Raw genomic sequence first — 11,970 nt, 5'->3', positions numbered from 1 at the left:
ACGGCAGTTCAGCCGTGATCATGGGGCATGGAGTCGTCGTAGCGGCTGACGATGTCATGAAAGAAGGTGTCTGGTACGGCCGAAAAGCTGGCCATGGTGGCATTGGAATCATGCAGCAGCGTCTGCGCTGTCTTGCGCCCATTTTCCTGTTTGCGCACGGCGTCATAGGTTTGGGTATCGAGATGCAGGGCGCTCTGTCCGGCCTGCGTCAGAAACTGCTCGAACTGGGCAGGGGGCACCACATCGACGGCAAATTTCTGATCCTGAAAGCCCATGCCGTTGAACTGGGTGTTTTCGCCCAGATACCGGCCCTGCCGGTCGGCCAACAGATGAAGCCGGGTGACCATGCCCGCCATGGCATAGATCTGGCTGCCCAGAGACGGGATGAGAAACGACTGCATGGTGGCATCGGAGGTAAGGTGAAAGACGATTTCGCGTCCTTTGGGCAGTACCAGATGGTCAAGGCTCGCGACATGCGCATCGGGATAAATGAAGAGCCATTTCCAGTTCAGGGCCACCACATCCACGCTGAGCGGGGCGCCGTCGGTGATTGGCTGCTCCGGGCTGTAACGACGCTCTGGCCCCCATACGAGCAGGGAGAAAGCAATCACAACAACAGCAGGAAAGCCCCAGACGAGAAATTCGAGGGGCAGGGCGAAATCCCAGTCCGGTCGGAAGGTCGCTCGTCTGTTTTCAGCCCGGTAGTGCCACAGGCAGAACGGCACGCCGATCAGCACGGGCAGAATGACCAGAATCAGGCCTGCAACCAGAAGCTCGAACCAGTGTCGCTGAAATGCTGCGATTGGGCCTGCGGGGGCGAGAAAAGAGATATGGTCTGTCTGACATCCGCCGAGCAGGAGGAGGGGCAGCGCCATGACTATCAGGGCAAGGACACGTCGGCCAGGGCGCAGGGCCGACCTGTTCGGGGCGAGGCGTGGCACGTGGGGCGTGTTCCATGGCAAGGGTTCGGGCTGATAACTCTGAATCGTGATCAGTGTTTCCCTTTTTTCTCCTTAAAATGTCTTTTCATGTCTGATGTTTTTTCCCCTCGAGGCGTTGGAATGCCTGCCGGCTGGGCGATAGGCAGGCTGTTCTTTCGGCGCTACACTGGGCCTCAGGCAACTGCGCGGTGGCTGGGGCGTCTGAACAGCAAGCCTGAGCGAACAAAAAAGGAGGCGAAGGTCATGACCCCACGTTCTTTTGCGGCTTTTGCCGCGTCACTCCCCCTGTGTTTCCTCGCCACGACCGCTCATGCGTTGCCCGGTATGGCGACATCCGCCCTGCCGCAGGAAAAGCCAGCCGACGCCGTCACGACTGACTCCACCATCTCCTTCAGTCTGAAAGAAATCGGGGGTGGTTTGGGGTATGAATGGGGCAAGGGAACCCTCCACCACAATGGCAGGGATTATGCTTTTGAGATCGGCGGGGGCGGGATCGCGTCTCTTGGCTATATCACCGTCAAAGGTACCGGCACGGTGAAGGATCTGGCCCGCCTTGATCAGTTCGATGGCACGTACTGGACGGTCAAGGCAGATGCCGCCATTGGCTCCGGTGTCGGGGCTGCGGTGCTCGAGAACCAGTATGGCGTCAAACTCAACCTGACCATGAGCATCAAGGGTGCCCATGTCGGGGCCTCTGTAATGCGTCTACGTTTCAGAATCCTGCCGGACAAGACCGAAAAGCTAGCGGCCCAATAAGAACCGCGTCAGTTGCCGAACCGGGGTAGAGGGCGGGCTACCCGGTTCGCAGGACCTAAACCGTTGTCTTGTCCCCTTTTCTTGACCCCCTCAGCAATCGAGATTTTTGCGGATGGAAATGACCGGCTGGCGCCTGACTGGCGCAGCGTTGAGCTTCATCGTTCAGATGATCTTTATCGGGCGCGCCCTGATGCGCCCGCACCGTCAGCCTGCCTCACGAGTAGCCTGGGTCGCGATCATTGCGGCGCTGCCCATTCTGGGTACGCTCGCCTATCTGATGCTGGGCGAGACCAATATGGGCAGCAGGCTGGTGAGCCGCATCACCGAAGCCCGCAAGACACTCCGTATTCCCGGCAAGACCAGCGAAGCCCTGATCGATGCTGAAGAGAAATATCACCTGCCACCGCGCCTTGCGCCGCTCTTCAGGGTCGGCCAGTCAGCGAGCGGCTACCCGCCCGAGGGAGGAAACAAGGCGCGCTTGCTTCCAGATTCCAACAGTGCCATCGACGCGATGGTACGTGATATCGATGCGGCCCGTGATCATGTTCATATCTGCTTCTATATCTGGCTGACCGATCATAACGGTACCGAGATCATCGATGCGATCTGTCGTGCCGCCTCGCGCGGTGTGACCTGCCGTGTGATGGCCGATGATCTTGGCTCGCGTCGCCTGATCCATAACGAGGCATGGGCACGCATGAAGCAGGCCGGCGCGCATCTGGTGCGTGCCATGCCCCTAGGCAACATCGTGACCTGGCCCCTCCATGGCCGCATGGACATGCGCAATCACCGCAAGATCGTAGTGATTGATAACCGGGTCACCTATTGCGGCAGCCAGAACTGCGCCGATCCGGAATTTCGCGTGAAGGCGAAATTCGCGCCCTGGGTCGATCTGATGACGCGGTTTGAAGGTCCGGTCGTGCTGCAGAACCAGCATCTCTTTGCGACGGACTGGATGGCGCATACGGATGAGGATCTTGGTCTGCTTCTGGCCTCTGCCCCTCTGAACGAAGGTGAGGGGTTTGTGGCGCAGGTGATCGGCACGAGTGCCGCCCTGCGCTATGCGGCCATGCCCGAGATATTCGTCTCGCTCATGAATGCTGCGGCAGATGAGCTGACCATCACGACGCCCTATTACGTGCCCGACGAACCCATTCAGGCCGCCCTCTGCGCCTCGGCCCGACGGGGTGTGAAGGTGACCATGACAGTGCCGAAGCGAAACGATTCATGGATCGTCGCCGGTGCAAGCCGTAGCTATTACAAGGAGCTGCTCGAGGCCGGGGTGCGTATCTTCGAATATCCGCTTGGTCTGCTTCATACCAAGGCCCTGACGCTCGATGGCGCCATGGCGCTCATTGGCTCGGCCAATCTCGACCGACGCAGTTTCGACCTCAATTTCGAGAATAACATCCTGCTTGCCGACCCTGATTTCACCCGCCAGATACGCGAGCGTCAGCAAAGCTACCTGGATGCTGCGGTCGAAATCACGCTGGACGATGTATGTGCCTGGCCGTGGTACCGGCAGCTTTGGCACAACACCCTCGCGATGATTGGCCCGGTTCTTTAAGAGACTGCGTGAATCAGGCAAACGCCTCGCTCCGAGGCGTTTGCCCGTCAATCTGTAAATAGCGTCGCGTTGAGTCGCGCTGTCCAGTCTGGGCGAAGCGGCAGTGCATGGCCCTCGACGAATTCGACCTCACGGATGGACAGGCTGCTGACCAGCCATGCCGCTTCGACGCCCATGAGGGATGCGGTTGTCAGGCGGAATTCGTGGCACAAGCCGGCTGCTATCAGAGCCGCGCGTACCGTGCCGGGCAGGGCGCCATCCATCAGGGGCGGCGTGAGCAGGCGCTCGTCTTGCAGGACGATCAGGCTGGCCGCGCTCGCTTCCGCAATGTGCAGATCATCCGATGACAGGAGGAGGGCATCGTCAGCGCCGGCCTCCTGCGCTTCGATCCGTGAGAGGATCTGCGGCAGGTAGTTGAGATGTTTGACACGCGAGAGCGGCGAGGCCCCGTCGCGCCGATAGCGGCTGACATGAAGGGCGCAGGGCGGCAGCGCCGCCGCACGCGGCGCCTGGGTGATCAATAGGGTCGGTTGTGGGTTGGCAGGCGGTATGATGCCGCGTGGTCCGGCACCGCGTGTGAGGGTAAGGCGTAGGGCGCCCTCTGTTTCACCATTGGCCGTGATCAGGCTGGTCAGTGCGTGGCGAATTGCGGGTTCACCTGGCATCGGCAGATGAAGCAACGCAGCCCCTTCTGCCAGACGCGACAGATGCGCGTGCAGGCGAAGCACCCGGCCCTGATGCAGGTTCATGGTTTCGAACAGCCCGTCACCCAGCGTGAAGCCCCTGTCGGCGGGATCGATCTGAAGCTGCGCCACGGGGCACAGACGCTCATTCAGCCAGGCCTGTTTCATGCGTCAAAAAGCCCGAGCAGGGGGGCCGCCTTCAGGCAGAGTTCGTCATATTCCCGTTCCGGGTCCGACAGGGTGGTTATGCCGCATCCGGCACCGAGGCTTATGGTGTCGGGTTTGAGCACGAGGCTGCGAATGATCACGTTGCTGTCGAGCGCACCATCGGCCCCGATGCGAAACAGCGTTCCACAATAGGCGCCACGGGCAGCGTGTTCCGTCTGGTCAATCACCTTGAGCGCATGGTGCTTGGGTGCTCCCGTGACCGAACCGGGGGGAAGCGTGGCACGCAGCAGATCGAGCGCCGTCATATCCGGTGCCAGACGTGCCGTGACCGAGGAGACGAGATGATGTACATGGGCAAAGCGCTCGACCTCGCACAGCACGGGCACATCCACGGAACCGATCTGTGACACACGCCCGATATCATTACGCATCAGATCGGTGATCATCAGGTTCTCGGCATATTCCTTTTCGTCACGAGCCAGAGCGTCGGCAATGGTGGCATCTTCCGCCGCATCGCGACCGGGGGCGGCGGTGCCCTTGATCGGACGGGTTTCGATACGGCCCTCACGGTCCATGCTCAGAAAGCGCTCGACTGAGGCGCTGAGCAGCGAGAAGCCGGGCAGGGTGAACAGCGCTCCGAATGGTGCGGGAGAGGCCCGCCTCAGCTTACGATAGACGGCCCCTGCGGCAAGCGGGGAAGCGCATCGTGCGCGAAACTGCGTGGTGAGGTTGGCCTGAAAAAGCTCTCCGCGATTGATGCGTGCGATGATCTGGCGCACGCCTTCGCAATAGGTTTCGCGGTCGGCATCGGCCACGAAGTCGAGTTTCGGCAAGGGCACGGGCGGTGTCGAACACTGGGGCAGGGGGACTGGCATGGCCGCATCGCAATAGCTGCTCCACCAGAGCCTTTTTTCCTGACGATCAAAGACGAATGCGCCTTCATAGAGCGCTGCGCTGACACCGGGGATGAAGGGTTTATGACGCGAGACGATGTTTTCGAGCGCGAGCCCGGCCTCATAGCTCGCCAGACCAATGACGCCGCCTGAAAATGGCAGGGTGCCCTGCGGCGGGACAGAAGAAAGCAGCGCATCGAGCTTCGCCCAGGCTGCACTGTCATCCGTGGTGAGCGTCGTGACAGGCCGGCAGCAGAAAAAGCTCCAGCGGCTGCGTGCGCCTGCGGGACCGCCGCTATCGAGCATGACCGCCCAGGCCTCATCGCCATAACGGGCGATGAATGAGTCGGGCGAGCGCCAGGGGAGTTCCTGCTCCAGCATCACATAAATCCCTGCGGATGCCGTCTCGCAAAGAGGGAAGCACCAGGGACACAGGACGAGTGGGTGAAATGCCGCATCAATCGGCCTTACCGCGCCTGAATGGTCCCGTCCAGAAATTGGGCAGAACCATGCTGGTCCGGCTGGTTCCTCAAATCCGACGCTGGCTGATGCAGCAGATTGATCAGGTGTTTTTCGGGTCGATGGTCCTGAAACCATAGGTGACATAATCGGGGATGACGCGGCCCTTCTCGACACGCACCACCAGATAGCCTTCTGGCGTGCCAAGGCGGGTCCCGTGCCACCAGTTACCCGAGACTGCGCCCCCGGTGATATAGGGGACGCCATGCCATGTGACGGTTTCGAGCACATGGGTGTGACCTTGAAACACGCCGATCACGTTGTAATGGTCGAACAGCTCCAGCACCTGCCACGCATTCTTGACGCGTGTGCCCTGATGGGCCGGGGCCTTGCCCGGTGGCGGAGCGTAATCCTCGACGGCGGTGACGAGCGGAATATGCGTGGACACGATAACCGGCATACCCGCTGGCATGGCCGCGAGATCGCGGCTGAGCCAGTCGATCTGCGCCTGATCGATAAACCCTTCATAGGAACGATCAGCCGTAATGCCGATCGAGTCCAGCACCACAAAATGCACACCCTTGTGGTTGAAGGCGTAGTAGGGCGCGCCAAAATTATCGGTGTAGTATTTCTTGCCATAGAGCGGGTCACTCGGCTCGATGCCGCTCTTGGTATAGATGCCCATCACGTCGTGATTGCCCATCGTATTGTAAACCTGATGGCCCAGTGTGTCGGCCGTCTGCTTGTACAGATCCATCAGGCTCAGGGCGCGTGACTTGGGAACGCCAAGGGCATCGAAAACGTGGTCGCCGCCTTGCAGGGTAAAATCGGCATTGGCGCTGCGCACTTGGCGAAAACAGTCGAGACAACCCTTCGAGGCATCGAGCTCAGGCTGGATATGCGTGTCGGTCAGGAACACGAACGAGAAATCATCATGCCCGAGCATGGCCGGGCGCTGCGGTGCGAGCGCCAGTGCGCGATCTGTCAGGCCGATAGTGCCCGCTGCAAGGCCGGTCAGGGCGGCGGAACGGAGAAACCGGCGTCTGGGTAGCAGCATCGAAAGCACCTTGCACAATCAGGTTGAGGCGCGTGACAGGATGCAGCGAAGCGAAATCTGACGCGCACGGGATAACAGACCGGCAGCCATAGCCCGCCATGCAAGGAGGCAGGGTTAAGTTTTGGTGACAGTGCGGCCGATCCTCGCGTGTTGAAAGGGCACGATTTCAGTCAGGTGCCCCCGTCTTTCCGGCGTGTGGCGACGCCCGGTTCATCTGGGGCAAGGTGTCGATCTGGCGCAGGGCATAAAGCGCCGATACGGTGCCGGTATCGACGAGTGACAGGAACAGGGTTTGGGCTGATCGGCTGTCGTTTTCGCGCCGATAGAGACGCAGCGCCTCGATGAAGGCTGTCGTCCAGCCTGTGACAAGGAGCGCCGCAGCCAGGTGCAATGAAGGGTTATCGGGCGGGCAGGGCAGGGCAGCAGACAATGCCTCGCGCAGGTCATCCGTCATGACATCGCGCAGGGCGCGTGCGCGTGATTTCAGGGTTTCGCTGGCTGTCAGCGTGTCGATGAAGCCCTGGGTCTGGGGGGCAAAGCGCAGAAAAGGCGCGTTTTTAGAGACCATCTCATGAGCCAGCTGGCGCAGCACATCGAGGGGGTGGCCTGAAAGCGGCCCCGTGAGCGCATTGCGTATGATCTGCCTGATTTCATCTTCACGATCGAAAAACAGATCTTCCTTGCGGGCGAAATGATTGAAAACCGTCATCCGGCCTACATCCGCAGCCTCGGCAATGGCATCGATCGTCACGTGATCGAAGCCATGGGTGGCGAAGAGCGCCGTGGCGATATCGGAGATGCGCTGACGCGTGGCCTGACGTTTTCGGCCTTGCCGACTGATGGATGTTGACATACCGCCTTCATATCAGAAAAATATACCCGGTACAATTATGGATTCGGTCTATGGAATATGTCGATGTCGTCATCGTAGGCGCAGGGCCTGTCGGGTTGCTCCTGGCCATCGAGCTTTCGGTAGCAGGGGTTGACTGTGTGGTGCTCGAGGCCCGTGACACTGCCGAGGACGTGCAGAAGGCCTTGTCCATTGGCCCGCTGGGCGTCGAAGCCATGATGCGACGAGGGATGAGTCAGGCGCTCGATGCGGCGGAGGCGCAGACGAAGGCTCTGGTTGCCCCTTTCCTTGCTGAAAACCGCGGTGGCTGGGCGCAGGGCGTTTTCTTCCGCGAGGATAGAGATGCGCCTGCGGACATGCGGCCTCGGAAGAAGCGGTTTGCAGGGCATTTTGGCAGCATCCCGCTGCCTGCCCAGCCTGTCGATGCACGTCGCCCGACACGGCTGATTGACCAACGCTATCTGCAACAGGCGCTCGAAACCGAGGCGTCTTCCCGCGGCATTGTCATTCGCCGTGGTTGTAGGGTGTGCGATGTCCAGAGCGACAGCGAGCGCGTTACTCTCGTAGTCCACGGGCCAGACGGGGAACGACCGGCACAGATCGCGGCACGCTATGCGGTGGGATGCGACGGTGGCCGCAGTACGCTGCGCAAGAAGGGTGGTTTTACCTTCGATGGCACGCCTCCCACCCTAAAATTCTATCAGGTTTCGGTCACGTTTGCCGCGTCTGACAGCACGTTTCCCTCTGGCTGGCAGATGCAGCCGGGTGGCGTCACGGCCTATGGCCCCGTTCCCGGCAGGCTCTTCATGATCGATTTTTCCGGACCTCCGGAGGCGGGAGAGGAAATCCCCGACCGTGCCGATGTCGAGGCGGCCCTTGCGCGCATCTGTGGTCGGGCTGTGCCTCTGGCCGCTTATCACGGTGGGCGCTGCTGGGCTGACCATACCCGTCTGGCAGATCGCTACCGCAAGGGTCGATTGTTTCTGGCCGGTGATGCGGCGCATATCCACGCCCCTTTCGGTGGGCAGGGGCTTGGGCTTGGGCTGGTCGACGCGGCCAATCTGGGCTGGAAACTCGCCGCAGTGGTGCGGGGAATTGTAACGGGTGCCGAGGCCGAAGCCCTGCTTGAAAGCTATGAGACAGAACGGCGCCCGGTGGCTGAGTCCGTGCTGGCCAACACGCTGGCGCAGGCCGCCCTCACGAGGCCCGATCCACGGTCACGCGCCTTGCGTGATGTTATGGCGACTATGCTGGCCAATGCGGATATCGCCGCTGAATTGAGCGCAGACATGAAAGGGTTTTCCATGCGCTACGCGCTGGATGAGGACGCACCGGAGAAGGGCATGGCATGCGACGATAATACCCTTGGGGGCCTCGCGGGGGACAGGACTCTGGCCAACGGCCAGCCGCTCTATGACCTGATGCAGCATGGGGCTGGGGTATTCGTGCTCTCTCCCGCCATGCGGCAGGGGGCTGGTCTATCCGTTCTGCCCCCCAATCTAGTCTTCGCAGACACGCTTGAGGAATACAGCGCGTTGTACCGCCCGGATGGCTGCCTCGTCTGGCGAGGTAGCGAGGCCACCCCCGCTCTGACCCGCGCCTTGTCACGCTGGTTCGGTATGCCATCATCGGCCCAGAGGTGACGCGGTCGGCTTTTTGACAATTCGTGCGCCTGTACGCCGCGCACCCTCCAACTCTTATCGGGGCCGCCGCGCCAGAGGGCGGACGGCACGGTATCGTCTGGTCCTCCGTCGTCTCATGCGTCCGGGAGGCGTTGACGGATGCGGATGATCAGTTCGTTATGCGGGCGAACCGGTTTTTCAGGAGGCATCATGCGCAATCAGAACGGGATCTCGGCAAGGGGCAGGCTGGCCCGGCTCAAGAGTGTGGCTCTTGGGGGCGTGGCTCTTGGAAGCATGGTCCTTCTGGGGGTTCCCGGCGCAGCATTGGCCGATGATATTGGTCATATTGTCCGTGATTACGATGCCTTTACCACCACGCTCGACCCTGTTTCTGCTGCTTCACGCGGTGATCAAGCTGCCGCCGAACTCTGGCCTGATGACAGCCCGAAGGCCGAGCAGACGCGGCTTGCGCAACGTCTGGCGTTCAGAACCCGACTGGCGGCGCTCGATCAGAAGGCGCTGCATGGTGAGGATCTGCTCAATACCCGCCTGATGATCTGGGAGAATGATCTGGCGATCGAGAGCCAGAAATTCGACCCTTCGCGCATGCCGTTCACCAGTGATGAGGGTTTTTATCAGGAAGTCGGCTACGCCGCCGATAACACGCCCCTGCGCAGCGAGGCAGATGCGCGCCACTGGCTGGTGCGCATGGACCGTATTCCTGATTTCAATGCGCAGCAGATTGCCAATATGCGGCGCGGCATCCGCACCGGCTTTGTCCAGCCGAGGCCGATTGCGGATATCGCCGCCCATACCGTGCAGGCCCAGGCCGATCTGCCCGAGCGTGAAAACCCGGCCCTGCGGCCTTTCGACTCACTCCCCTCCACGATGCCGGAAGCCACGCGTCGCGAACTGCGTGCGCAGGGAGAGCGCATCGTCCATGAGCGTATCAAGCCTTCGGAAAAGGCTCTGGCGGCGTTCTTTGCGAAGGAATATCTGCCTGCCAGCCGATCAACCCTGGGGGCATCGTCCTTGCCGGACGGGCGCGCCTATTACGCCTATCTGGTGCGACAGGAGACCACCACCACCCTGAGCCCGGACCAGATCTTTGCGCTTGGGCAATCCGAAATTGCCCGTATCCATCGCGAGATGCAGCGCCAGATGGATGCCGTCGGGTTCAAGGGCGATTTCAAGGCCTTTGTGGCTCACATGAAGGCAGACCCGCAGTTCTATGTCACGACACGGCTTGCCCTGCTGGAAAAAGCGAGTTTTCTGGCCAAGAAGATCGACAACGAACTGCCCCGTCTGATCGGCAAGTTGCCTCGGCTGACATATGGCGTGCGTGAAGTGCCCCGCGCCATTGAAGAGGGCTATACGACAGGGCGCTACGATCCGGGCAGTCCGGCGCTTGGCATTTCGGGTGGGCTGATGATCAACACCTCCCATCTGGACCAGCGGCCGCTATACGAATTGCCCTCACTGGTGGCGCATGAGGGGGTGCCCGGCCATCATATCCAGATCGCGCTGGCGCAGGAAATGACCGATCTGCCGGGTTTTCGTCGTGATTATGCCACGACCGCCTTCGTCGAGGGCTGGGCTTTGTATTCCGAACAGATGGTAAGCGAAATCGGGCTTTACCCAACGCCCTATGAGCGTTTTGGGCAGCTTTCCATGGAGATGTGGCGCGCCTGCCGTCTGGTCATGGATGTTGGCATACACTGGAAGAACTGGACGCGAGAGGAGGCGCTTTCCTGCCTGCGTGACAACACGGCCCTTGCCGAGAAGAATATCCAGAACGAGACCAATCGCTATATCTCATGGCCGGGTCAGGCTCTGGGCTACAAGATTGGAGAGATGACCATTCTCGATTTGCGTCATCAGGCAGAGAAGGCACTGGGTACCGGCTTCGATGAACGGCGCTTTCATGATCTGGTGCTGGATGAGGGCGCGATGCCGCTCGATCTGCTGCGCCAGCGCGTGCAGGACTGGATTGCAGAAAACCGCCACGCAAAACCCTGAACGCGTCACATCGCCTTATCGCAACCGGCCTGACCCGGCCGCGATAAGGCCGTCAGTTCTCTGGCGCAGCACAAAGGCGTGCTGCGCCAGAAGATCCCTCAGTGCAGGCCGCCCGAGGCGAGCAGGATCTCGCCGGTCAGCCAGCGTGAATCATCCGAGGCCAGGAAAACGGCAAGCGGTGCGATATCCTGCACCTCGCCGGTGCGCCCGAGCGGTGTCTGGGCAATGATGGCCTGTTCCATTTCCGAGCCGATGACGCTGGCCGTATTCGTCCCCTCGGTCTTGACCAGACCCGGATTGATGGCGTTCACCCGGATCTGACGCGGGCCAAGTTCCTTGGCGAGCGAGCCGGTAATGGCATCCAGCGCGCCCTTGGTGCCGCTATAGACAGAAGCGTGGGCCGGGGTGACGCGCGTCACGATCGAGCTGATATTGATGATGCTGGCCCCTGCCTCCAGATGCGGGCTGGCTGCCTGGGTGACGAAGAGCGGGCCGAGCACATTGATATTGAACAGGCGGTGGAAATGCGTGTCTGTGATCTCCTCGATCCCGGCAAATTCATAGACGCCGGAATTATTGACCACGATATCGAGACGCCCGTAGCTCTCGATGGCCTTCGCGATAATGGCCGCGGCCTCTTCCTTGTGTGACACATCACCCTGCACGGCCACGGCCTTGCCGCCCGATGCGGTAATGGCCGCAACCACCTTGTCGGCGCCTTCGCGGCTTGAAGCATAATTGACGACGACCGACGCACCTGCCTCGGCCAGTGCCTTGGCAATGCCAGCACCAATACCCTTCGAGGCGCCGGTCACAACAGCGACTTTTCCTGCAAGTTTGCTCATGATCTTCAGACCTGTCCGGTTCGGTCACGGCTGCCAGTGCCCCGTTGGGGGATCGATACGGGCAGCACAGGTGACGGATAAAATGGGAGAGAGTGGAGGCGTTGAAACTT

10 protein-coding genes are annotated in these 11,970 nt (G+C 60.8%); 4 read left to right on the top strand and 6 right to left on the bottom strand.

Features of this window, described 5'->3' with window-relative positions:
- Window positions 1-8 precede the first annotated feature (8 nt).
- Window positions 9-941 (bottom strand): cytochrome c oxidase subunit II, encoded by a 933-nt coding sequence (locus P792_RS0119240; protein WP_152530216.1) that lies wholly within the window; start codon window positions 939-941, stop codon window positions 9-11.
- Between the two features lie 243 nt (window positions 942-1,184).
- Between P792_RS0119240 and P792_RS37085 the strand changes: the two genes are divergently transcribed.
- Together P792_RS37085 and cls are read left to right on the top strand one after the other, a co-directional pair.
- A complete protein-coding gene (locus tag P792_RS37085) occupies window positions 1,185-1,697 on the top strand; it encodes a hypothetical protein (RefSeq protein ID WP_152530215.1) in 513 nt (170 codons plus the stop codon).
- Window positions 1,698-1,815: 118 nt separating this feature from the next.
- Window positions 1,816-3,264, top strand: coding sequence for a cardiolipin synthase (cls, locus tag P792_RS30545; RefSeq protein WP_023979155.1), 1,449 nt, complete (start codon window positions 1,816-1,818; stop codon window positions 3,262-3,264).
- 47 nt (window positions 3,265-3,311) lie between these two features.
- On the opposite strand, the gene P792_RS30540 is transcribed toward cls, so the two are convergent.
- The 4 genes from P792_RS30540 to P792_RS30525 all read right to left on the bottom strand — a co-directional run bounded on the left by P792_RS30540 (window position 3,312) and on the right by P792_RS30525 (window position 7,377).
- Window positions 3,312-4,115 (bottom strand): aminotransferase class IV, encoded by an 804-nt coding sequence (locus P792_RS30540; protein ID WP_023979154.1) that lies wholly within the window; start codon window positions 4,113-4,115, stop codon window positions 3,312-3,314.
- Window positions 4,112-5,389: an anthranilate synthase component I family protein gene (locus tag P792_RS30535; protein WP_023979153.1), complete on the bottom strand. Its 1,278-nt coding sequence runs from the start codon at window positions 5,387-5,389 to the stop codon at window positions 4,112-4,114. The genes P792_RS30540 and P792_RS30535 overlap by 4 nt, the downstream gene beginning before the upstream one ends.
- Window positions 5,390-5,570: 181 nt before the next feature.
- The gene (locus P792_RS30530; RefSeq protein ID WP_023979152.1) at window positions 5,571-6,524 is read right to left on the bottom strand and encodes a metallophosphoesterase; all 954 of its coding nucleotides are present in this window, start codon (window positions 6,522-6,524) and stop codon (window positions 5,571-5,573) included.
- A 166-nt stretch (window positions 6,525-6,690) separates the two neighbouring features.
- A complete protein-coding gene (locus P792_RS30525) occupies window positions 6,691-7,377 on the bottom strand; it encodes a TetR/AcrR family transcriptional regulator (protein WP_023979151.1) in 687 nt (228 codons plus the stop codon).
- A 50-nt stretch (window positions 7,378-7,427) separates the two neighbouring features.
- Between P792_RS30525 and P792_RS30520 the strand changes: the two genes are divergently transcribed.
- A complete protein-coding gene (locus P792_RS30520) occupies window positions 7,428-9,017 on the top strand; it encodes an FAD-dependent monooxygenase (RefSeq protein ID WP_023979150.1) in 1,590 nt (529 codons plus the stop codon).
- Window positions 9,018-9,206: 189 nt separating this feature from the next.
- Window positions 9,207-11,015, top strand: coding sequence for a DUF885 family protein (locus P792_RS30515; RefSeq protein ID WP_023979149.1), 1,809 nt, complete (start codon window positions 9,207-9,209; stop codon window positions 11,013-11,015).
- Between the two features lie 98 nt (window positions 11,016-11,113).
- On the opposite strand, the gene P792_RS30510 is transcribed toward P792_RS30515, so the two are convergent.
- The gene (locus P792_RS30510) at window positions 11,114-11,860 is read right to left on the bottom strand and encodes a glucose 1-dehydrogenase (protein ID WP_023979148.1); all 747 of its coding nucleotides are present in this window, start codon (window positions 11,858-11,860) and stop codon (window positions 11,114-11,116) included.
- Between the last annotated feature and the right edge of the window lie 110 nt (window positions 11,861-11,970).

The organism is Asaia sp. SF2.1, assembly GCF_000505765.1.
In the GTDB taxonomy this organism is placed as follows: Bacteria; Pseudomonadota; Alphaproteobacteria; order Acetobacterales; family Acetobacteraceae; genus Asaia; species Asaia bogorensis.
Note: the sequence above shows the minus strand (reverse complement) of the source record. Positions and strands in the feature narration are given on the sequence as shown.